The sequence below is a fragment of the Micromonospora sp. II genome (assembly GCF_001709195.1).
GTDB classification, from domain to species: Bacteria; Actinomycetota; Actinomycetes; order Mycobacteriales; family Micromonosporaceae; genus Micromonospora; species Micromonospora chalcea.
Window position 1 is genome coordinate 665,126 of the sequence record NZ_LYXF01000024.1, and the last position, 22,288, is coordinate 687,413.

20 protein-coding genes are annotated in these 22,288 nt (G+C 73.8%); 11 read left to right on the plus strand and 9 right to left on the minus strand.

The features are described from left to right. Positions 1–151 precede the first annotated feature (151 nt). From A8711_RS14700 to A8711_RS14710, 3 genes are all read left to right on the plus strand, one after another. On the plus strand, positions 152–3,061 hold the full coding sequence (locus tag A8711_RS14700) for a M36 family metallopeptidase (protein ID WP_255365624.1): 2,910 nt from the start codon (positions 152–154) through the stop codon (positions 3,059–3,061). A 187-nt stretch (positions 3,062–3,248) separates the two neighbouring features. Continuing rightward, positions 3,249–3,689: a ribonuclease domain-containing protein gene (locus A8711_RS14705; protein WP_030499301.1), complete on the plus strand. Its 441-nt coding sequence runs from the start codon at positions 3,249–3,251 to the stop codon at positions 3,687–3,689. A 61-nt stretch (positions 3,690–3,750) separates the two neighbouring features. Beyond that, entirely contained in the window at positions 3,751–4,167 is a 417-nt protein-coding gene (locus A8711_RS14710) for a barstar family protein (RefSeq protein WP_064445722.1), read from the plus strand. 128 nt (positions 4,168–4,295) lie between these two features. On the opposite strand, the gene A8711_RS14715 is transcribed toward A8711_RS14710, so the two are convergent. The 8 genes from A8711_RS14715 to A8711_RS14750 all read right to left on the minus strand — a co-directional run bounded on the left by A8711_RS14715 (position 4,296) and on the right by A8711_RS14750 (position 13,889). Beyond that, positions 4,296–5,024 carry an HD domain-containing protein gene (locus A8711_RS14715; RefSeq protein WP_064445723.1) on the minus strand — a complete coding sequence of 243 codons (729 nt, stop codon included), beginning with the start codon at positions 5,022–5,024 and terminating at the stop codon, positions 4,296–4,298. Between the two features lie 7 nt (positions 5,025–5,031). After that, positions 5,032–5,490, minus strand: a complete 459-nt coding sequence (locus A8711_RS14720; RefSeq protein WP_064445724.1) for an ATP-binding protein — start codon at positions 5,488–5,490, stop codon at positions 5,032–5,034. Between the two features lie 282 nt (positions 5,491–5,772). Beyond that, positions 5,773–7,116 (minus strand): polysaccharide lyase family 1 protein, encoded by a 1,344-nt coding sequence (locus tag A8711_RS14725; protein WP_069088521.1) that lies wholly within the window; start codon positions 7,114–7,116, stop codon positions 5,773–5,775. A 28-nt stretch (positions 7,117–7,144) separates the two neighbouring features. Then, the gene (locus tag A8711_RS14730; protein ID WP_064445726.1) at positions 7,145–8,311 is read right to left on the minus strand and encodes a Gfo/Idh/MocA family protein; all 1,167 of its coding nucleotides are present in this window, start codon (positions 8,309–8,311) and stop codon (positions 7,145–7,147) included. A 25-nt stretch (positions 8,312–8,336) separates the two neighbouring features. Then, complete coding sequence (locus A8711_RS14735; RefSeq protein ID WP_069088522.1) at positions 8,337–9,821, minus strand: mannitol dehydrogenase family protein; 1,485 nt, start codon at positions 9,819–9,821, stop codon at positions 8,337–8,339. Continuing rightward, a complete protein-coding gene (locus A8711_RS14740; protein WP_069088523.1) occupies positions 9,812–11,113 on the minus strand; it encodes an enolase C-terminal domain-like protein in 1,302 nt (433 codons plus the stop codon). Before A8711_RS14740 ends, A8711_RS14735 begins: the two co-directional genes overlap by 10 nt. Further along, positions 11,110–12,543, minus strand: a complete 1,434-nt coding sequence (gene uxaC, locus A8711_RS14745; protein ID WP_069088524.1) for a glucuronate isomerase — start codon at positions 12,541–12,543, stop codon at positions 11,110–11,112. The genes A8711_RS14740 and uxaC overlap by 4 nt, the downstream gene beginning before the upstream one ends. A gap of 17 nt (positions 12,544–12,560) precedes the next feature. Further along, complete coding sequence (locus A8711_RS14750; protein WP_064445730.1) at positions 12,561–13,889, minus strand: Gfo/Idh/MocA family protein; 1,329 nt, start codon at positions 13,887–13,889, stop codon at positions 12,561–12,563. A gap of 241 nt (positions 13,890–14,130) precedes the next feature. On the opposite strand from A8711_RS14750, the gene A8711_RS14755 reads away from it, so the two are divergent. The 8 genes from A8711_RS14755 (at position 14,131) to A8711_RS14790 (ending at position 21,521) form a co-directional block, all read left to right on the plus strand. Next, complete coding sequence (locus tag A8711_RS14755) at positions 14,131–15,177, plus strand: LacI family DNA-binding transcriptional regulator (RefSeq protein WP_043323558.1); 1,047 nt, start codon at positions 14,131–14,133, stop codon at positions 15,175–15,177. Between the two features lie 97 nt (positions 15,178–15,274). Then, positions 15,275–16,618 (plus strand): ABC transporter substrate-binding protein, encoded by a 1,344-nt coding sequence (locus tag A8711_RS14760; protein ID WP_043323559.1) that lies wholly within the window; start codon positions 15,275–15,277, stop codon positions 16,616–16,618. A gap of 21 nt (positions 16,619–16,639) precedes the next feature. After that, positions 16,640–17,620, plus strand: a complete 981-nt coding sequence (locus A8711_RS14765) for a carbohydrate ABC transporter permease (RefSeq protein WP_064445732.1) — start codon at positions 16,640–16,642, stop codon at positions 17,618–17,620. Then, complete coding sequence (locus A8711_RS14770; protein ID WP_043323561.1) at positions 17,617–18,486, plus strand: carbohydrate ABC transporter permease; 870 nt, start codon at positions 17,617–17,619, stop codon at positions 18,484–18,486. The genes A8711_RS14765 and A8711_RS14770 overlap by 4 nt, the downstream gene beginning before the upstream one ends. Next, positions 18,483–19,091, plus strand: coding sequence for a hypothetical protein (locus A8711_RS14775; protein WP_069088525.1), 609 nt, complete (start codon positions 18,483–18,485; stop codon positions 19,089–19,091). The genes A8711_RS14770 and A8711_RS14775 overlap by 4 nt, the downstream gene beginning before the upstream one ends. Next, a complete protein-coding gene (locus A8711_RS14780) occupies positions 19,088–19,930 on the plus strand; it encodes a PmoA family protein (protein ID WP_069088526.1) in 843 nt (280 codons plus the stop codon). Before A8711_RS14775 ends, A8711_RS14780 begins: the two co-directional genes overlap by 4 nt. Positions 19,931–19,959: 29 nt before the next feature. Continuing rightward, on the plus strand, positions 19,960–20,910 hold the full coding sequence (locus A8711_RS14785; protein ID WP_255365625.1) for a sugar kinase: 951 nt from the start codon (positions 19,960–19,962) through the stop codon (positions 20,908–20,910). Beyond that, positions 20,907–21,521, plus strand: a complete 615-nt coding sequence (locus A8711_RS14790) for a bifunctional 4-hydroxy-2-oxoglutarate aldolase/2-dehydro-3-deoxy-phosphogluconate aldolase (protein WP_069088527.1) — start codon at positions 20,907–20,909, stop codon at positions 21,519–21,521. The genes A8711_RS14785 and A8711_RS14790 overlap by 4 nt, the downstream gene beginning before the upstream one ends. Here the strand turns inward: A8711_RS14790 and A8711_RS14795 are convergent. Then, positions 21,514–22,278 (minus strand): hypothetical protein, encoded by a 765-nt coding sequence (locus A8711_RS14795; RefSeq protein WP_069088528.1) that lies wholly within the window; start codon positions 22,276–22,278, stop codon positions 21,514–21,516. The genes A8711_RS14790 and A8711_RS14795 overlap by 8 nt on opposite strands. Positions 22,279–22,288: the final 10 nt, after the last annotated feature.

Genomic DNA, 22,288 nt, shown 5'->3' on the forward strand with positions numbered 1-22,288 from the left:
GGGGTGCCTGTGGGTGCCATCGAGAAATCGACGCAACAACATTTATGGATGTTCGGATGGTGTCGGCGCGTCGATCGTGCTGGTCGGATGGCGGAACGGACATCGCCGTTCGACGATGACAGGAGGGACCGTGCGCACACCATCCCGTGCGTTGACGGGGACCACCGCGCTGCTGCTGGCAGCCGGTCTGGTCCTGACCGCCGCTGGCGGCGGCCAGGCGGCACCCCGGGAACAGACCCGTACCCAGGCGCCACCCGACCACCTGCCGGGCGACCGGCACGACACCAAGGCCACCGACAACCGCAAGGGCCGCGTCGCCGCCACCGAGCGGCAGCGGGACCGGGCCGCCGCGCTCGGCGCGCGCGTGCGCTGGACCGACTTCGGTACGCCCGCCACGCTCACCTCCACCGGCAAGCCCCTGGCCACCGGCCTGCCCGCCGACCCGGTCGCCGCCGCGCGCGCGTACGTGGCCGCCAACCGGGACGTGCTGGGCCTGACCGCCGAGGGCGCCGCCGCGCTGGAACTGCTGACCGTGGCGCCGATGGGGCAGGGCGCGACGGTGCTGCTCCGGCAGCGCTTCGGTGACCTGCCGGCCGCCGTCGACGGCATGCTGTCGGTCGGCGTACGCGACAAAGCGGTGTGGCACGTCAGCTCCTCGCTCGCCCGCGACGCCGGTACGCCGGCCCCGGCCACGATCAGCGCCGAGCAGGCCCGCAAGGCGGCGATCGCCGACGCCGGCCGCGGCGACGCGCAGGTCATGCGTACCTCATTGGTCGCGGTGCCCACCGCGGACCGTGGGCCGCGCGCGGCGTGGGAGGTGGTCCTCGGCGCGGACACCACCGGCGCGGACCCGGCCGCCTACTCCACCTACGTGGACGCCCGCGACGGCGCCGTGCTGGTCCGCGAGGACCTGATCGACCACGCCTCGGACCACCCGTCCTGGGAGGTCTTCCCGAACTCGCCCCGGGTCGACAGGTCCTCCGTCGACACCCGTAAGCGGTGGTGCGCCGTGCCGGCGCGCGGCTGCGCCGAGGTGGTCGGGGTGCCCGGGCACCCGGCCTGGGACGTGGACCCGGCGACCGGCGAGTCCACCACCACGACCAAGGGCAACAACGCGATAGCCGTGCAGAACTGGTTCAGCAACGACGCGTTCAGCGTCGGCACGGAGACCGCCACGCCCCGCCCGGACCGCAAATACGCGTACCCGTGGACGAACCAGTGGCAGGAGCAGCGCTGCAACCCGGAGGTGTTCACCTCGCCGCGCGCCAACGACATCGACGCGGCCCGGGCGAACCTGTTCGCGATGCACAACCGGATGCACGACTGGACGTACCACCTCGGGTTCACCGAGGAGACCTGGAACATGCAGCAGGACAACCTCGGCCGCGGTGGTCTCGGTAACGACCCCGAGCAGGGCAACGCCCAGGCCGGTGGCGTCAGCGGCGGCCCGCCGACGTTCCCGGCCCGCAACAACGCCAACCAGATCACCCCGCCGGACGGCGTCGCCCCGACCACCAACATGTACCTGTGGCAGCCCACCGCCGGCTCGTTCTACGCACCCTGCGTCGACGGCGACTTCGACATGTCGGTGATCGCCCACGAGTACGGTCACGCGGTCACCAACCGCATGATCGCCGGCCCGAGCGCCGGGGTCAGCACGCCGCAGGGCATGAGCGAGAGCTGGTCCGACCAGCTCGCGATGGAGTACCTCTTCGAGCACGGGTACGCCGCGCCCGGCCGGCGCGGTTTCACCATCGGCGAGTACACCACGCAGGACCCGAACGCGGGCATCCGCAACTACAACATGAGCGACAGCCCGCTGAACTACAGCTCGCTGGACTACGACTTCGTCGGCCTGCAGGTGCACGCCTCCGGCGAGGTGTGGAGCGCCACCAACACCGACATCCGCGCGGCCATGATGCGCCGCTGGGGCAGCGGCACCCCGGCGATCCAGAAGGCGTGCGCGACCGGCGCTCGCGACGTGACCGCCTGCCCCGGCAACCGGCGCTGGATCCAGCTGGTCTTCGACTCGTTCCTGCTGATGGCGGTCAGCCAGGTCAGCATGGTCGACGCCCGGGACGCGATGCTCGCCGCCGACCGGATCCGTTTCGGCGGGGCCAACCAGGACCTGCTCTGGAACGCGTTCGCCAAGCGCGGCCTGGGGGAGGGCGCGGTCAGCGTCGGCCACACCGACCCCGACCCCACGCCGGGCTTCACCTCCCCGTACGCCCGGGAGGGCTCGCTGCGGCTCCTGCCGGTGGGCGAGCGCGGGCCGGTGGCCGGTGCGCAGCTGTTCGTCGGGCGCTACCAGGCGCGGGCCGTGCCGGTCGCGGACACCGACGCGGCGACCCCGCTGACCGACCGGGTGGACCTGGTGCCCGGCACGTACGAGTTCGTGGTGCGGGCCCCCGGCTACGGGCACACCCGGATCGGCCCGGTGACGATCAAGGCGGGCCAGAACCGGACGCTGCCGGTGAAGCTGCGACCCAACCTGGCCTCGGCGACCACCGGCGCGACAGTGGCCGGTGACGGGATCAACCTGCCGCAGATCGTCGACGACGACGAGGCCACCAACTGGGCCTCGCTCGGCGCGCCGGTCGCCGGCCGGCAGGTCACCGTCGACCTGGCCGGCGGCGTCCAGCAGGTACGCCGGGTGCAGGTCAGCGCGATGCTGCGCCCGCCCGTCACCGGTGACGCGGACGCCGGCACCCAGAGCCGGTACTCCGCGCTGCGGCAGTTCCGGGTGCTGGCGTGCACCGCGCAGGGGCCGGTGACGTGCGCCGACGCGGCGGACTTCCGGCCGGTCTACACCAGCAAGCCGGACGCCTTCCCGTCGGTGGCGCCGCGTCCCCGGGCGCCGGAGCTGATCATGCGGTCGTTCGGCATCCCGCGCACCACTGCCACGCACCTGCGCGTCGAGGTGCTGACCAACCAGTGCACCGGCGCGCCGGACTACGCCGGTGAGCAGGACGACGACCCGCGGGCGGCGACCGACTGCGCCACCGCCAGCCCGCAGGCGCAGAACGTGCGGATCGCCGAGTTCCAGGCGTTCTCGCACTAGCTCCGCGCGGCGGGTGCGGACGGGCGGCTCCTGTCGTCCGTCCGCACCCGCCGCCGTGTGTTCACGCGCGGTTCGGGGCGTCGTCGCCGGATCGGGGCTGTACCGCGGGCAGGATCCCGGACAGACTGAGCGTCGACCGGTCATCAACGCCGGTCGATGCGATGTCGTCCCGTTCAAGGAGGATCCCTTGACCCCGTTCCGCGCCGCCGTCACCCGCGTACGCCGCGCCCTCGCCGCGTCCGCCCTGGTCGCCGCCGTGGCCGCCGCCGCGCTCGTCGCCCCCGCCACGGTCTCCACCCGGCTCGCCGAACCGGCCGCTGCCGCCGTCTACGGCTCCTGCACCCAGTCCCGCTGCGCCGACGCGCGCACCGCGCGGTCCGGCTGGTCCGCGAAGAGCTTCCCGACCAGCCGCGGCTGGTACTCGTGGAGCGGCGGCCAGTGCAACTTCGCCGGCGGCCGGTTCTACAACTACGAGGGACAGCTGCCCTCCGGCGCCACCTACTACGAGTACGACGTCTACCCGCGCGCCTGCAACGCCTCCCGGGACGCGTACCGGATCGTGGTCAACAAGAGCACCGGGGCGACCTGGTTCTCACCCGACCACTACGCCAACTTCTACCGGCTCTGAGCAGCCTCGACGCCGGCCGGGCTCCCGACGCCCGGCCGGCGCCGTCGGGAAAGGACGGATCATGGGTACGCGGTTGCCGGCCTGGCTCGGGTACGACTTTGCGCCGTCCGAGCCGGACGGTGTGCCGGTCTCCGGCGTGGCCGGCCGCACCCGGGCCGGGCTGCACGAGACGCTGGCCGGTGCGCTGGACCTGCCCGACTGGTACGGCCGTAACTGGGACGCCCTGGCCGACGCGCTCGCCGACCGCCTCGACGCCGGTCCGCTGACAGTGGTCGTGACCGACGCGGCGTACCTGCTCGCCGACGAGCCGCCCGCGCAGCTCGGCACGCTGCTCGACGTGCTCGGCGCGGTCGCCGCCGGTGGCCACGAGACGCTGCGGGTGGTGCTGCACGACCACCCGGACCGGCTGCCCGCCCTGCGCGACCGCGTCGCCGCCGTGCTCGGCGGACGGCTCGCCGGCCCACCCGCCACCGGCTGATCCCACCACCCGCACCCGTCACCCTCACCCGGCCTGCCGACCGGGGCGGTGATCAAGGAGTTTGTGTCCGAATCAGGCCGCCGGAGCGACCCAAACTCCTTGATCAACGCCGCGAGGGCGGGTGGGGGTCAGGTGGGGTGGTCGAGGATGGCGCTGAAGCGTTCCTCGGCCAGGTCGAGCTGGGCCAGGATGTGCTCCTTGACCGGTGGCGACAACGGTGTGTCCGGGCGGGCGACCAGGTCGCGGAAGACCGGCACCAGCGGGCGGTACTTCGCGGCGGCGCGGGCCACCTTCGGCCCGACCGTGTGGATCACACCCACACCGTTGTCGGTGAAGTCGGACACCTTGATCACCCGAGCCCAGGGCTCCCGTTCCAGGCTGGCCGCCACGTGCTCCCGGTACTGCTCGTCGCGGTCCCGCCCCGGGTCGTACTCGGGGTTGGTGACCGCCGCGACCAGCCGGGCGACCCGCGACCCGAACCGGCCGGACAGCGCGGCGAGCGCCGCCGAGGTCACGTCGGGCCCGGTGGCCGAAGGGTCGAGCCCGGCCAGCTCGGCGGGGTGGTCCTCGACCGCGTCGTGCAGCAGCCCCGCGACGATCACGTCCACGTCCCGCACCTGGTAGTGGTGCATCAGCCGGATCGACACCCGCAGCAGGTGGTTGAGGTACGGCTCGCGTACCCGCCGGTCGTCGCGGTGCAGGTCGGCGGCCAGGTCGAGCGCCTCGGTCAGCCGGTCGCGGTCGGCCTCGTCAAACGCCTCGATCTCCAGCCGGAACCGGGCCAGCAGGCCGGGCTCACCGTGGATCTCGGTGATCGCGTGCATCGGCATGGTGGCGAGGTACGCGGGGAACTCCATGCGTCCCTTATAGCTGATCTTCGCTAGATCCGGTGCCCGCCGGGCCGCTCACGTCGCCGGTCAGGCGCTTGACCAGGCGTACGCAGGTGCCCTCCGGCGTGCCGACGATGGTTGCCTCGTCCATCACCCGCGCCATGATCAGCCGCCCGCGTCCCCGGTCGCCGCTCTCGTCGCCGTCGGCTGGCCGCCAGCCGCCCTGGTCGCGTACCTCGATCTCCAACCGGTCGCCGCGCAGCTCGGCCCGCAGCGTGGTGATCCCCTCCGGTGCGAAGCGGTACCCGTGCTCGATCGCGTTGGCGCACGCCTCGCCGGTGGCGATGAGGACGGTTTCGACGTCCCACTCGCTGACGCCCCGGGCGTGCAGCCAGCCGCGTAGCCGCTCGCGGGTGGCGGCGAGCCGGCCCGGGTCGGCCGGCAGCTCGATGGTGAGGACCGGGCCGACGTCCGCGGATGTCCCACCCGTCACGTCCGGCCCTCCGTCCCGTGCCCGTCCCCGGACCTGGGCGCCCACTCGCGCTGTCACCGCCCGATTCTCACCCTGTTGTCCCCGGTGACCGCCGATTCATTCCCCCGGCGGCGCTGTCCGTCAAACGTGATCATTGCGCATCGGGGGCGGCGTGTCAGCCGGCGGCCCGGCAGGGCGGCAACGGCGGCGGGCCGGCGCCCCCCGGAGGGGACGCCGGCGCGGGATGAGCGGACGGTCACGCCGGCGGCGTCGAGGCGGTACGCGTGCGGGCTCAGGCGCAGGTCAGAGCGGCAGCCGCCCGGCGCCGGCGAAGGCGTCGACGACGAGCGGGACCAGCGGGGCGGGCATCGGCCGGGCGGCGCGCAGCGTCGGCGTCCATCCGGCGTCGCCGCCGAGGTCCGGGTCGTGGACGGCGTTGTACGCGGCGAGCAGGCTCACCGGCCGGGGCAGGCGGTCACCCTGGCGCACCCAGCTGCCGCGCTCGGTGAGCGCGGTGCCGCCCCAGTCGTACAGCAGGTCTGCGGGGCCGGCGTCGCCGGTGAGCGTGAAGAAGTTGTTCTCCGCGTACAGCGCGGACTGCACGCCGACGCCGAGGGCGTACTCGAAGCCGGGCCCGCCGAGCCGGTAGTGGTTCTCGTGCACGTCGACCTGGCCGAACCGTACCCGGGGCAGCCGTTGCAGCGTGCCGTCGAACAGGTTGTGCCGCACGGTGACGGCGAGCCGGCCCACGTCCGGCCCGACGGTGTTGGACGAGCCGATCAGCATCACCTTGTCCCGGCCGGTGAACCGGTTCCAGGAGACGGTGACCAGGCTGGCGGTGTGCGTGACGTCCAGCGAGCCGTCGTGTACCTGCCAGGGCCGGCCGAAGTAGACGGGCTGCGTGCTGTCCGGGTTGTCGCCGTCGGTGAACGTGTTGTGGTCGATCCAGACGTGTTCGCTGCGCCGTACCGAGATCTGGTCGTACTGGGAGTTCCAGTTGCCGGTGTCGCCGTCGGTGGGGGACCAGGCGGGGAAGCAGTCCCGGATGTCGACGAACTCGATGTTGCGCACGATCACGTTGTCGACCCGGTCGATCATCAGCGTCAGGCCGGTGAGCCGGGCGCCGCGCAGGCCGATGATCGTGGTGTTGGAGCCGACGTTGATCTGGGTCTGCCGGGTCTGGGCGGCCACCGACCGCACCCGGGCGGCCTCCAGCGGCCCGCTCGGGTTCGTCCGCCCCCAGGTCGCCGGGTCGTACGCGGCCAGGTAGGCGGGCAGCGAGTACTCCGGGTCGGCCAGGTCGGCGCAGTCCAGCGGCGTGCCGTCCGGACCTTCGAAACCGTCGACGGTTCCGGCCACGTACACAATCTTGGAGGTGGCGTCGGTGGCGTTCGTGGCGTTGTCGCCGCCGAGCGCGGCGACCAGTTCGGCCCGGGTACGCACGACGCGCACCCGCTCCGGCGTGGCGGCCGACCCGCCGGTGGTGCCGGTGCCGGCGGCGGCCCAGCCGTCGTTCGCGGCGAGGGCCTGGCGGCCGATCAGCTCGGCGGCCCGGGACGGCTCACCAGGTGCGGCCGGCGCGGGCGCGGCGGTGGTGAGGACGAGCGCGGCGGTCAGCGCCGCGACGGCTGCGGTTCGGGTACGCATGACTCGTTCCGTTCTCCTGGAGGGACATTCACTGCGCGGGCAGGTCCACCACGTACGGCGTGACCGCCCACGGCACGCCCGCCTCGGACGGCAGCGCGCCGGTCTGCGCGGCGGTCCGCAGCACCGCGCCGACGCCCCGCACCATCCGCACCCGCTGCGGGCCGTCGCCCGCCACGCGCACCAGGTCCCCGTCGAGCAGCGTCGGAACGGGCGCGTCCCGCAGCGCGTCCAGCACCGCGGTGAACGGTTCGGTACGCGCCAGCGGCGCGATCAGCGGCGTGCCGTCGGCGCGGTGGTCGAGCAGGTTCGCCAGCAGCCCGCGGCGGCCGGGCACCGGGCGTGGCGTGTCGTCGCCGGGTAGCCGCAGCCGGTCGGTGGGGTACTCCAGCACCGCCCGGCCCCGCTCGCCGGTGACCAGCACCTCCCCGGGTACGTGTTCCTCGGCGGCGAGGGTGAGCGCGGCCAGCACGGGCGGCCCGGCGTGCGGGGTCAGTCGCAGCACTGTGGTGTCGTCCACCTCGATCGGGCGCACCCGGTAGCGCTCCACGGCGATCCGGGCGGGGCGGACGGGTGCGCCGGTGACCGATTCGGCGACGGCGAGGCACTGCATGAGCGCGTGGGCGAGCGGGTTGGCGAGCGCTCCGTCCAGCGCCGGGCGGCCGTCGACGGTTCGTCGCCCGGCCCACGGGGAGCGGGCGTAGTAGGCGTCCGGGCGTTGCCAGGCGGCGAGTGTGGCGATGCCGGTGACCGGGCCGAGCCGCCCGAGCGCGCCGGTCAGTTCGGTCAGCGCGGCCGAGCCGAGCGCCTGGAAGTTGACCTGCACGGCCCGGCCGGCGGCGTGCGCGGCGGCGGTGAGCGTCAGGTGTTCGGCGAGGTCGAGCACCGGCGGCTTCTCCAGCAGCAGGTCCGCCCCGGCGGCGAGCGCGTCGAGCGCGATCGGCAGGTGTGTGTGCGGCGGCGTGCAGATCACCACCACGTCGGGCCGGGACTCGGCGAGCATGGCCCGGTGGTCGGTGAAAACGGCCGCCTCCGGCGGGACCGGCACGTCCGGTTCGGCATCCAGCGGCCGCACGTCGACCAGCGCCACCAGGCGCGCCCGCCCGGCCGCGTGCAGCTCCGCGATGGTCCGGCGGTGCCAGCGGCCGTGCCCGTTCGCCCCGATCAACGCCACCCGTGGCGGCCCGCCGGCGCTCACCGGGCGCCGCCCGGCGTGCTCCCGGTCACCGGGCGTCCGCCAGCGTGGCCCGGACGCCGTGGCGTTCCAGCGCGGTGAGCCAGCCGGTCACGTCGGCGCGGAACTCGTCGTCGGCGGCCAGGTCGGGCGGGAACACCTCGCGCAGCGCGAAGACCGCGTCCACCACCCCGGCCGGGGTGTGCGCTCCGGCGGCGAGGGCGGCGCGCAGCCGGTCGGCGAGCGGGTCATCCAGCGGCAGCGGCCGGCCGTCGTCGGCGTACCCGAGCAGGAACCGCAGCCAGGCCGCCACCACGAGCGCGCTCCACCGCGCCGACCGGCCGGCCGCCCGCAGGTCGGCGACGGTGTGCAGCACCCGCTGCGGCAGCTTCTGCGAGCCGTCCATGGCGACCTGCGTGGTCCGGTACCGGATCGCGGGGTTGGCGAAGCGGGCGAGCACCTGCTCGCCGTAGGCGCTCACGTCGACGCCGGCCGGCGGGGTGAAGCTCGGCGTGATGTCCTCGGCGACCAGCCGCCGCAGCACCGCCTCCAGGTGCGGCAGCGCCAGCGCCTCGGCCACCGTCTCCGCGCCGGCGAGCGCGCCCAGGTACGCGGTGGCCGAGTGCACGCCGTTGAGGGCCCGCAGTTTCAGCCGCTCCCACGGGCCGGCGTCGTCGGTGAGCACCGCGCCGGACCGCTCCCAGGCCGGGCGGCCGCCGGGGAAGTCGTCCTCGATCACCCACTGCGACCACGGTTCGGCGGCGATCGCCGCCAGGTCGGTCACGCCCAGCGCCCGGCGCGCGGTGTCCCGGGTCTCGTCGGTGGCGGCCGGCACGATCCGGTCGACCATGGTGCCGGGGCAGGTGACGGCGGTGAGCACCCGTTCGGCGCTCGCGTCCGGCACCCGGGCCAGCGCGAGGCACTGCTCCACCAGCCCGCGCAGACGGCGTCCGTTGGCGGGCAGGTTGTCGCAGCTCACCAGCGCGATCGGCCCGGCGTCGGCGGCGGCGCGGGCGAGCAGCCCGCGCACCAGCAGACCGGGCACGGTACGCGGGGGACGGCCGGTGGTGAGGTCGGCGGTCAGGTCCGCGTCCACTGTGAGCGCTGCGGTCACCGGGTCCAGCCGGTACGCCTTCTCGGTCACCGTCAGCGTGACCACCCGGATCGCCGGGTCGGCGAGCAGGCCGACCACCGCGTCCGGGTCACTCGCGGCGTGCCGTACCCCGGCGAGCGCGCCGACCACCCGGGTGGCCGCGGCGTCGGGGGCGAGCGTGGTGACGCTGAACAGGCAGTCCTGCGCGGCCAGGGCGTCGACCACGTCGGTGCTGCGCGGCGCGACGCCGATGATGCCCCAGTCGCCGCCGGCCGCGCCGACCGCCGCCTCGGTGTGCACCGCCTGGTGGGCGCGGTGGAACGCGCCGACGCCGAGGTGGACGATGCCGGCCGGCACGGTGCCGGGGCGCAGCAGCGGCCGGGACTCCGGCGGCAGGTGGCGTAGCGTGGCCAGGCCGAGCCGGTCGGGGGTCAGCGCCATGCCGGGCCGTCCGGGAAGCGGAACCGCGCGATCGACTCCGGGCGCATGGTGGCGCTGTAGCCGGGCACGGTGGGCACCAGGTAGCGCCCGTCCCGGGTGCGGACCGGGTCGGTGAAGTGTTCGTGCAGGTGGTCGACGTACTCGACCATGCGGCCGTCCAGGCTCGTGCCGACGCGCAGGTGGTCGAAGATCGCGAGGTGCTGCACGTACTCGCACAGGCCCACGCCGCCCGCGTGCGGGCAGACCGGCACGCCGAACTTCGCGGCCAGCAGCAGCTCGGCGAGCACCTCGTCCACGCCGCCGACGCGGCAGGCGTCGATCTGCATCACGCCGATCGCCTCGGCCTGGAGCAGTTGCTTGAAGATGACCTTGTTGGCGGCGACCTCGCCGGTGGCGACCCGGCAGCGTCCGCCGGTCAGCTCGGTGACCGCGCGGGCGATCCGGGCGTGGCCGAGCACGTCGTCGGCGTGCGTGGGCTCCTCGATCCAGTACGGGTCGACCTCGGCGAGCACGCCCATCGCGGCGATCGCCTCGTCCACGTCCCACACCTGGTTGGCGTCCATCATCAGCAGCGCGTCCGGGCCGATCTCGGCCCTGATGATCCGGGCCCGCCGCAGGTCGTCCTCGATCCGCCCGCCGACCTTCATCTTCATCGCGCGCCACCCGGCGGCGTACGCGTCGCGGGTCAGCGCGCGCACCTGCTCGTCCGGGTAGCCGAGCCAGCCGACCGACGTGGTGTACGAGGGGAACCCGTCGCGTTCCAGCCCGGCGAGCCGGTCGGCCAGGCCGTCGCGTCCCTTGTCGAGGATGGCCGCCGCCTCGTCCGGGGTGAGCGCGTCGGTGATGTGGTGGAAGTCGACAGTCGCGACCAGCTCGTCGGTGGGCATCTCGGCGAGGAGGCGCCACATCGGCTTGCCGGCGAGCTTGGCGCGCAGGTCCCAGACCGCGTTGACGAGCGCGCCGGTGGCCATGTGGATCACGCCCTTCTCCGGGCCCAGCCAGCGCAGCTGCACGTCGGCGGCCAGGGAGCGCCAGAACGCGACGGGTTCGGCGGCGATCTCGGCGACGGTGCGTCCGCGTACGTGGTGGGCGAGCGCGCGGACCGCCGCGCAGGTGATCTCGTTGCCCCGGCCGTTGGTGAACGTGAACCCGGTGCCGGTGGGCCCGCCGTCGGTGGTCAGCTCCACGTACGTGGCCGAGTAGTCGCCCCGGTTTATCGCGTCCGAGCCGTCGCCGCTGGCGGCGGTGGGGAAGCGCACGTCGTGCACCTCGACGTCGACGATTGTGGTCATGACGGCCCACCTCCGAACTTGAAGACCTGCTTCGGCAGCCGGTACGCCAGGTCGACGATCGTCTCGGCGGCCTCGTCCCCGGTCATCCGGTGCTCGGCGACGAGGCGGGCGAGGAATCCGGCGTCGACCCGGCGGGCCACGTCGTGGCGTACCGGGATGGAGCAGAACGCGCGGGTGTCGTCGACGAACCCGGCGGTGTTGTAGAAGCCGGCCGTCTCGGTGACCGCCTCGCGGAACCGGCGCAGCACCTCGGGGGAGTCCAGGAACCACCAGGGCGCGCCGAGGCGCAGCGCCGCGTAGCCGCCGGCCAGGGGGGCGAGTTCCCTGGTGAACGTGTCCTCGTCGAGCGTGTAGAGCACCACTGTGAGCCGCGGGTCGTTGCCGTGCGCGTCCAGCAGCGGCGCGAGGGCGTGCACGTACTCGGTGGCCTGCGGCACGTCCCCGCCCACGTCGCGGCCGTGCCGGGCGTGCAGCCACCGGTTGTGGTTGCGCACCGCACCGGGGTGCAGCTGCATGACCAGGCCGTCGTCGAGCGACATCCGGGCGAACTCCAGCAGCATGTGCGCCCGGAACGCCTCCGCGTCGCCCGTGTCGGCCAGGCCGCGCCGGCCCCTGTCGTAGAGCGCGGCGGCCTGCGCCGGACTGAGGTCGAGGGTACGGGCGGTCGGGTGCCCGTGGTCGGTGGAGGTGGCCCCGGCGGCGGCGAACGCCTCCCGCCGGGCCCGCAGCGCGGCCAGGTATCCGGCGTACGTGCCGGTGTCCTCGCCGGAGACCTCGGCGAGCCGGTCCACGTTTGCCGCCCAGTTGCCGAACTCCATGTCCACCACGTCGTCGGGGCGGAACGTGGTGACCACCCGCCCGCCCGGCCCGCCCCAGCCGTCGGCGGCGAGCTTGGCGTGCCGGCCGAGGTCGTCCAGCGGCGACTCGGTGGTGGCGAGCACCTCGATGCCGAAGCGCTCGAACAGCGCCCGGGGCCGGAATCCCGGTTCGGCCAGGCGCGCGGCGAGCGCGTCGTAGACGGTGTCGGCGGTGGCCGGGCTCAGCGGCGTGTCGACGTCGAACACGTTGCGGAACGTCTGCTCCAGCCACAGGCGGGACGGGGTGCCGCGGAACAGGTGCCAGTGCGCGGCGAAGCGCCGCCAGATGGTCCGCCCGTCGGTCTCCACCGGGCTGCCGTCGACGCTGGGCACGCCCAGGTCGGCCGGGGGTACGCCCTGGCTGAGCAGCATCCGGGTCAGGTAGTGGTCGGGTACGACGAGCAGCCGGGCCGGGTCGGGGAACGGCTGGTCGTCGGCCAGCAGCCCGGGGTCGACGTGCCCGTGCGGGGAGATGATCGGTTGCTGCGCGGCGAGCGCGTACAGCTCGCGGGCCAGGGCGCGCAGGCCGGGCTCGGCGGGCAGCAGCAGATCGCTGGGGGAGATGATCGGCACGGGGGCGGGCTCCTCGGTCAGGGCAGGGTGAGCAGGTCGGCGACGCGGGTGGGGGCGCCGGTCTCCAGCGAGCGGTTGGCGGCCAGGCCGGTGAGCAGCGCGAGCGCGCCGTCGCGGGCGGTGGCGGCCCGGCCGAGCGGGTCGGGTTCGCCGCCGAGCAGCACCCGGGTCATCCGGGTGTCCGCGCCGCCGTGCCCGCGCCGGGTCCAGCCCTCGACCGGGATCTGGACCGGTGGCGCCCAGAACGGGCGCAGCGTGAGCCGGGCCGCGCCCCGCTCGACGGCGGCCTCGTCGCCGTGCAGCGCCGCGCCTTTCAGTGCACCGGCGACGGACGGGCTGACGTGGTCGCTCTCGGTCACCTCCAGCTCCAGGCGGCCCCGGCTGCCGTTGACCATCACCCGGTAGCCCTCCCAGGGGGCGTACGCGGTCAGGTGGTAGGTCATGGTCGCGCCGGTGTCGTAGCGGGCGAGCACCGCGAGGTCGTCCTCGATGGTCACGCCGGGGGCGAAGACGTTGCGGTCGCGGTGGTAGCCGTCCTCGGCCTCGGCGTCGAGGTACAGCTCGCGCAGTCGCGGGTGGTCGGCCAGGCGCAGCGCGAACGGGTCGCCGTCGGCGGCGGGGGAGCCGTGCGCCCGGTCGTAGTCGCGGGCGTAGCCGTGCCGGCGGCCGTGGGCGCCGTAGAAGAACAACCTGCCGTACGCGTGCACCTCGACCGGGCGCGCGTCCAGCCACCAGTTGACCAGGTCGAAGTGGTGGCCGGACTTGTGCACCAGCAGCCCGCCGGAGACGGACTTGTCGCGGTGCCAGCGGCGGAAGTAGTCGGCGCCGTGGCGCACGTCGAGCAGCCACTCGAAGTGCACCGACCCGATCTCGCCCACCGCGCCGTCGGCGAGCAGTCGCCGGACCTGCTCGTGCAGCGGGTTGTAGCGGTAGTTGAACGCGACTGTGACGCGGCGGCCGGTCTCGGCGACCGCGTCCAGGATGCGGCGGCACCGTTCCGCGTCGACCGTCATGGGCTTCTCGACGATCACGTCGCAGCCGGCGCGCAGCGCCGCCGTCACGTACTCGTCGTGGGTGGCGTCCACGCTGGTCACCAGCGCCACGTCGACGCGTTCCTTGGCGAGCATGGTGGTGAAATCGGCGGCGGCGTACGTGGGCACCGGCGACCGGCCCAGCTCGGCCAGCCAGCGGTTGTGCGCGTCCATCCTCGTCTGGTTGACGTCGGCGAACGCGACCAGCTCGGCGGTGTCGGCGTGGTCGAGCGCCAGGGCGCGGACGAACATCTCGGCGCGCGCCCCGGCGCCGACCAGGGCGTGGCGGACCCGTTCCCGGGCCGGTGGTGACATGACGTCGGCCTCCCCGGCAGTCGGCTGCAAAGGTTTGCAGCCGAAGAAACCACGACGATGGATACGTCGTCAACGGATGGCGGTCAAGCCGCCCTATCCATCCGCATTGATGAGGTTTCGCGCGCCCACCGGGACCGTCGCCGCAATCGAGCCGCAACAATGGACCGTTGACACCGGCGCAACCGTTTGCATTAATGGGCGGCACCCGTGACCCCCACCACATCGGACGAGGGAGCCCGCCGTGCCAGCCACCATCCGGGACGTCGCCCGCGCCTCCGGTGTGCACATCTCCACCGTGTCCCGGACGTTCTCGGCCCCGCACCTGGTCAACCCGGAGACCCGGGTCCGGGTGCTGGCCTGCGCGGAGGACCTCGGCTACCGGCCCAACCGGGCCGCCCGGGCCCTCATCACCGGCCGTACGCACAACATCGGCCTGATCGTGGCCGACATCGCCAACCCGTTCTTCCCGCCGCTGATCAAGGCGGCGGAGGGGCAGGCCCGGCACCGCGACTACCACGTGTTCGTCGCCGACACCAACGAGGACCCGGTCGCCGAGGAGGACCTGGTCCACGCGCTGGCCAAGCAGGTCGACGGCGTGCTGCTGTGCAGCCCCCGGATGAGCAACAGCCTGATCGAGCAGGTCAGCCGCGAGGTCCCGGTGGTGGTGATAAACCGCCAGGTCGCCGGCCTGCCCTGCGTGATGATGGACGTCGGGCAGGGCGCCCGGGCCGCGATCGAGCACCTGCTCGGGCTCGGCCACCGCCGGATCGCGCTGCTCGGCGGCCCACGCGGCTCGTGGACCGCCCGGGAGATGCGCCGCGCCGCTACCGCCGCCGCCCGCAGCGGCTCAGCGGAGCTGACCGTCCTCGGACCCAACCAGCCCACCGAGACCGGCGGCGGCGCCCTGGCCGAACAGGTACGCCGCAGCGGCGTCACCGCCGTGCTGGCCTACAACGACCTGATGGCGATCGGCCTGATCGAAGGGCTGGACGCGCTCGGGACGCGGGTGCCGCACGACGTGAGCGTCGTCGGCGTCGACGACATCGCGCTGAGCCGGCTCACCCGCCCCAAGTTGACGACGGTGGCCACGCCGACCGCGGCCGCCGGCCGGACGGCCGTCGACATGCTGCTGCAACTCGACTCCGACGCGCCACGCGGCGCCCGGGGCCGGGGCGCGGCGGCCGGCGACCGTCGCACCACCGCACAGGTAATGCTCCAGACCGAACTGGTCGTCCGCGACTCGACCGGGCCCGTCCCCGCGCCCGGCCGGGACGGCACCGGGGCCTGAGCAGGTGGCCCGGGCCCGCACAGCACTGCGGACCCGGGCGGCCCGTGGACGGCCGCCGGTGACGTCGTCGCCTCCCACAGCCGAGGAGTGAGCGCAGATGCACCCCGCAACGTCCCCCACCGCCGGCGCACCCGCCGGGCGGCATCACCGTACCCCTCTGACCCGACGTCGACTCGTGCGCGGCCTGGCCGCCGTCGCGCTCGCCGTGCCCCTCGCCCTGGGCGCGGCCGGCTGCGGCGACGACGACGCCGGCGGCGACGGCGGCCCGGTCAAACTCTCCGTCTTCTGGTGGGGCGGTGAGGCCCGGGCCAAGCTCACCGAGGACGCCCTGGCCCTCTACACCAAGAAGCACCCGGACGTGACGTTCGAGAAGACCTGGCAGGCCAACCAGGGCTACTTCGACAAGCTCGCCACGCTCACCGCCGGCGGCAACCCGCCGGACCTGTTCCAGATCGACGACAACTACCTGGCCGAGTACGCCGGCCGCAGCACCACGCTCGACCTGGGCAGCTACCAGGACTCCGGCAAGCTCGACGTGTCGAAGTTCCCCAAGAGCCTGCTGGAGTACGGCGTGGTCGACGGCAAGCTCGCCGGGGTGGCCGCCGGGGAGAACACCCAGGGCCTGGTCTACAACAAGACGCTGCTGCAAAAGAACGGGCTGCCCGAGCCGACCACCGGGATGAGCTGGGAGGAGCACATCGCCTGGGCCGAGCAGGTGGCGAAGAAGACGAAGGTGCCCGGCACCCAGGATCCGAGCGCAGACTACAAGGCGCTCTGGGTGTGGCTGCGCCAGCAGGGCAAGGACCTGTACAACGGCAAGGAGCTCGGCTTCACCGCCGAGGACGTGACGAAGTGGTTCGAGCTGTGGAAGGGCGCGCGGGACCGGGGCGCCACCCCGAAGCCTGACGTCATCCACGAGGGCAACTCCAGCGACATCACCAAGCAGCTGGTGGTCACCGGCAAGTCGGCCACCTCCTGGGTGTGGGTCAACCAGATGCCGGACCTGAAGAAGAACACCAAGGACGAGCTGGGCGTGGTCGCGTACCCGGGTGACCCGAGCGGGCAGTGGGCGCGCGCCTCGATGTACTGGTCGGTGTTCAAGGGCAGCAAGCACAAGGACGTCGCCGTCGACGTGATCAACTTCCTGAACAACGACCCGGAGGCGGTGGCGCTGCTCGGCACCGACCGCGGTCTGCCGTCGAACATGGATCTGCGCGCCAAGGTCAGCGAGACCGCCACCGACCCGGCCATGAAGCAGTCCATCCAGGTCGAGTCCGACCTGGCGCAGAAGTTCGGCGCCTCGCCCCAGGTGCCGATCAAGGGGCACAGCAAGGTCAAGTCCGAGCTGGTCAAGGCCGCCGAGAACGCCCAGTACGGCCGCGCCACCCCGGCTCAGGCGGCCGAGCAGTTCGTCACCGCCTGCAAGTCCGCGATCGCCTGACCCCACGAAAGGACCGGTCCCGTGGCTGTCACCACGGCGCCCGGCCGGACCCCGCGCACCGGACCGGCCGGCCCTCGCCCCACGCGGCGTCGGGCCGGCCGGGCCCGGCTCGGCGAGGGCCTGGCGGGGTACGTCTTCCTCTCGCCCTGGCTCATCGGACTGATGGGCGTCACGGCGATCCCCATGCTGCTGTCGCTCTGGCTGAGCTTCACCGACTACGACATCCTCACGCCGCTGTCCGAGGTGCGGTGGGTGGGGCTGGCCAACTACGAGCGGATGTTCACCGCCGACCCGTCGTACTGGCACGCGGTGCGGGTCACGCTGACGTTCGCGCTGATCGCGGTGCCGCTGAAGCTGGCCGCCGCGCTCGGCGTGGCGCTGCTGCTCAACCGGGCCTGGCGCGGCGTCGGGCTGTTCCGCAGCCTGTTCTACCTGCCGTCGCTGCTCGGCGGCAGCGTCGCGCTGGCCATCGTCTGGGTCAACATGTTCAACCGGGACGGCGCGTTCAACTCGTTCCTCGCCCTGTTCGGCGTCGAGGGGCTGCCCTGGGTCAGCGACCCGGACTGGGCGCTGGAGACGCTGATGGTGCTGGCCATCTGGCAGTTCGGCGCGCCCATGGTGATCTTCCTGGCCGGGCTCAAGCAGGTGCCCACCGAGCTGTACGAGGCGGCGGCGGTGGACGGCGCCGGGGCGTGGCGGCGCTTCCGCGCGGTCACCCTGCCCATGCTCTCCCCGGTGATCTTCTTCAACCTGGTGCTGGAGACCATCAACGGCTTCCAGGGCTTCACCGCCGCGTTCGTGCTCAGCAACGGCACCGGCGGCCCGGTCGACTCCACCCTGATGTACACGCTGAAGCTCTACATCTCCGGCTTCACCGACCTGGAGATGGGCTACGCGTCGGCGATGGCGTGGGTGTTCCTGGTGGCGATCGGCGTGGTCACCGCCGTCTTCTTCAGCACCGGCCGGTTCTGGGTGCACTACTCGGACGGAGACGACTCATGACGGCGCTTCCTGTCGCCCGCCGCCGGCCGGGCAGCGGCCGCAACGTCCTGCGGCTGGTCGTGCTCGTGGCGATCGTCGCGGTGGTGCTCTACCCGCTGTTCTGGATGCTCGGCACGTCGGTCAAGTCGCAGGCCGAGATCGTCAACAACGTCGGCCTGCTGCCGGAGGTGTTCACCCCCGGCAACTACGTCGACGGCTGGACCAACTTCGACATCAGCTTCGGCCGGTTCTTCCTCAACAGCGCAGTGGTCAGCGCGCTCACCGTCGTCGGCAACGCGCTGTCCTGCCTGCTCGCCGCGTACGCCCTGGGCCGGCTGCGGTTCCGGCTGCGCAAGCTGTGGTTCACCGTGATGATCGGCACGCTGCTGCTGCCCGGGCACGTGCTGATCGTGCCGCAGTACATCCTGTTCCGCAGCCTCGGACTGGTCGGCGGCGACTGGCCGTACCTGCCGCTGCTGGTGCCGCAGTTCCTGGCCACCGAGGCGTTCTTCGTCTTCCTCATGGTGCAGTTCATGCGCGGCATCCCGCGCGAGCTGGACGAGGCGGCCACCATCGACGGCGCGTCCCCGTACGGCGTGTTCCGGCACGTCATCCTGCCGCTGAGCCGCCCGGCGCTGGTCACCACCGCGATCTTCTCGTTCATCTGGACCTGGAACGACTTCTTCCGGCAACTGGTGTTCCTGTCCAGCCTGGAGGACTACACGGTCCCGGTGGCGCTGACGCTGTTCATCGACTCGACAAGCCAGAGCGCCGTCGGCCCGATGTTCGCCATGTCGGTGCTGTCGCTGCTGCCGGTGTTCCTGTTCTTCCTGGCCTTCCAGCGGATGCTCGTCGAGGGCATCAACACCAGCGGGCTGAAGGGATGACCGCCGTGCCTGCCCGTGGCGACTGGCGGGACACGCTGCGCGAGGCGACCGATCTGGCGCTGCTCGGCTTCGCCGTGGCGCTGGCCGCGCTGCCGGTGCTCACGCTCGCCCCGGCGCTCGCCACTGCCAGTGCCGCGCTGCACGACAGGTCGGTCACCGGTTCCTGGCCCGACGCGCGGACCAGCCTGGCCCGGTTCGGCCGCGCGCTGCCCGCCGGGCTGGCGGTCAGCGCCGTCGCCCTGGCCGCCGTCGCGCTGCTCGCCGCCGACCTGCTCGCGCTCGCCACCGGCCGGGTTCCCGGCGGCGGGCCCGCGCTCGCGCTCACCGCCGTCGTGGTCGCGGTCCTGCTCGGGTACGCGGGCCTGGTCACCGTCGCGGTCGGGCGCAGCGGCGGCCGGGGCTGGCGGACGGCGGCGCGTGAGGTGGCCCGCACCTGCCCGCAGCGCCCCGGCGTGCGGGCCGCCGCCTCCGGCATCTGCGCCCTCGCGGTGCTGCTGGGCGTGCTGGTCACGCCGGTCGCGGTGCCGATCCTCGGCGGGTACGCCCTCGCGGCGCTGCACGCGCTCGACGCCCGCCGCCCGGTCCCCGCCCCGGACCCGACGTGACCGCCGAACCCCGGCTGGTGGTGGACGGCGCCGAGGTGGCCCGGTACCTGGTCCGGCCGGAGCTGGACCCGCGCCACGGGCCCCGGCCCTACCTGCATCCGGTGCGGACCCGGGCCGGCACGCCGGTCACCGACGCGCTCCCGGCCGACCACGTCTGGCACCTCGGCGCGTCACTGGCCGTGCAGGACGTGGACGGCGTCAACCTGTGGGGCGGCCGGACGTACGTGCGCGGCACCGGCTACACCTGGCGCGACGACCACGGCGTCATCGCGCACACCGGCTGGCGCGAGCGGACCGCCGACCGGCTCGACCACGACCTGGAATGGCGGGACCGGCACGGCCGGGTGCTGCTGCGCGAGCACCGGCGGATCACCGCCACCCCGGCCGGGGAGGACGCCTGGTGGCTGGACCTGTCCGCCACGCTCACCTCCGCCACCGGCGCCGACGTGCGCCTGGGCAGCCCGGCCACGAACGGCCGCCCGGGCGGCGCCGGCTACGGCGGATTCTTCTGGCGTGCCGTGGCCGACGGGGAAGCGCGGGTGCGCACCGCCGAGGCGGTGGGCGAGGAGGCGGTGAACGGCTCGGCCGCGCCCTGGCTGGCGTTGTCCGCCTCCGCGCTTGGCGGTGGCGCGTACACGCTGGTGTTCACCGGTCTGGGGCCGGGTGACAGGTGGTTCGTGCGCACCGCGATGTACCCGGGCGTCTGCGTCGCGTACGCGTTCGACACCCCGGCGGTGGTCGCGGCCAGCCGGCCCCGGCACAACCGGCACCGGGTGCTGGTCGCCGACGGCCACCTCGACCCGGACGACGTGGCGGCCCGCCTGGGGGTGACGCCGTGAGCCCGGCGGGCGGGCCGGAGGTGGTCTGCGTGGGCGAGACGATGGTGGTGCTCGCCCCCGATGACGGCGGGTCGCTGGAGCGCGCGGCGCGGCTGACCGTCGGCGTGGGCGGCGCGGAGTCGAACGTGGCGGCCGGACTGGCCCGGCTCGGGCACCGCGCGGCGTGGGTCAGCCGGGTCGGCGACGACCCGTTCGGGCGGCGGGTGGTGGCCGAGGTCGCCGCCGCGGGCGTGGACGTCAGCCTGGTCATCGTGGATCCGGACGCGCCGACCGGGCTCTACCTGAAGGATCCGACCCCGGTCGGCACCCGCGTGCACTACCACCGTGCCGGGTCGGCCGCGAGCCGCCTCGGTGCCGCCGACCTCACGCGTTCCGGGCTGGCCGGGGCACGCCTGCTGCACCTGTCCGGCATCACCGCGGCGCTCTCCGGCACCTGCCGTGACCTGCTCGTATCAGCGCTGGACGGGCGCGCGCTACCGGGTGCCCGGGTCAGCTTCGACGTGAACCACCGCCCGGCGCTCTGGCCCGCCGACCGGGCCGCCCCGGTCCTGCACGGCCTGGCCGACCGCGCCGACGTGGTGCTGGTCGGGCTGGACGAGGCGGCCGGACTGTGGGCTGCGGACGATCCGGCCGACGTTCGTGCCCTGCTGCCCGGCCCGGAACTGGTGGTGGTCAAGGACGGGCCGGTCGGCGCGACGGCGCTGCCGCGTACCGGGCCGGCGGTGTTCGTGCCGGCGCTGCCGGTGGACGTGGTGGAGCCGGTCGGCGCGGGTGACGCGTTCGCCGCCGGGTTCCTGTCCGGGCTGCTGCGCGGCCTGGACCTGCGCGCCTGTCTGCGGCTGGGGCACCTGACCGCCGCGCCGGTGCTGGTCGTGCCGGGCGACACCGCGCCGCCGCCTGATCCGGAGACGATCGCGCGGGCGCTGGCGCTGCCGGAGACGATGTGGACCGCGCAGGTCAGGGGAGGGAGCGGGAGATGAGCGGGCACGACTTCGAGGCACTGTTCGGCGACGCGCGGGTGATGGTGATCCTGCGCGACCTGCCTGTCGACGAGACGGTCCGGCTGGCGGAACTGGCCTGGGATCTCGGCATCGCCGTGGTGGAGGTGCCCATCCGTACCCCGGAAGCGGTGCCGGCGCTGCGCGCCGCGGTGACGGCCGGGCGGCGGCGGGACCGGATCGTCGGCGCGGGCACCGTGCGTACCCCGGCGCAGGTCCACGACGCGGTGGCCGCCGGGGCGGCGTTCACGGTGGCGCCCGGCCTGGACCTGGCGGTGGCCGACGCGGCGGCCGGTCTCGGCGTGCCGCACCTGCCCGGCGTGGCCACCCCGACCGAGGCGCAGCGGGCGCTCGACCACGGCCTGGTGTGGCTCAAGGCGTTCCCGGCGGTCAGCCTCGGCCCGGCCTGGTTCCGGGCGGTGGCCGGGCCGCTGCCGGAGGCCCGGTTCGTCGCCACCGGCGGCGTCGACGCCGGCAACGCGGAAGACTTCCTCGCCGCCGGGGCGCGCGTGGTGGCGGTCGGGTCGGCGCTCACCGACCCTGAGCAACTGCCGCGCCTGGCCACGCTCGCGGCCGGCGGCGCGGTCAGGTGACGGTACGGCCGGACGTGGTGGCGGTGGTCCGGATCGCCTTCACGATCGCCGGGATCGACCCGATCAGCAGCACCAGCGCCCAGATCAGCGCCACCACCGCGAACACCACGGCGCCCAGGTCGTCCAGGATGCTGACCAGGATCACCGGCACCAGGCCGTGCAGGAACTGCAGCACCACTGTGCACAGCAGCGTGGTCAGCATCAGCGCGACGAGGCCCTTGTTACGCAGGAACCGGGGCTGGGCGGCGAGCAGCAGCCCGGCCCAGACCAGTTTGAGCAGCAGCGCCAGCCCGAGCAGCACCGCCGCGTCGCCGACCGGGAAGAACCCCCACACCGCGAGGTACGCCAGCGTGCCGAACGGCGGCGCCAGGACCAGCGACACCATCACCGTCAGCTCGACGAACGCGACGATCAGCAGGACCAGCGACACCAGCAGCAGCACGATCGAGAAGACGAGCGTGGCCACGCCCTGCACCCGGCCCTGCACCCGGTCCGGCAGCACCAGGCTCAGGCAGAACAGCCCGGTCGTCCAGAGCGCCACCACGTCGATCAGCGCGAGGTAGCCGATGCCCCGCCCGGACGGCTCGGACACCGCGCCGACGTCGCCCAGCTCGACGCCGAGCTGCCCGGCGCGCTCCCGCAGCGCGCCGCTCGCGTCGCCGCCGCCGGTCAGCGCCGCCGCGCCCAGCTCCACGCCGACCACGAGCGCCACCGCGAGCAACGCCAGCAGCAGGAACGGCTTGCGCAACTCACCCATGCCGCGTCTC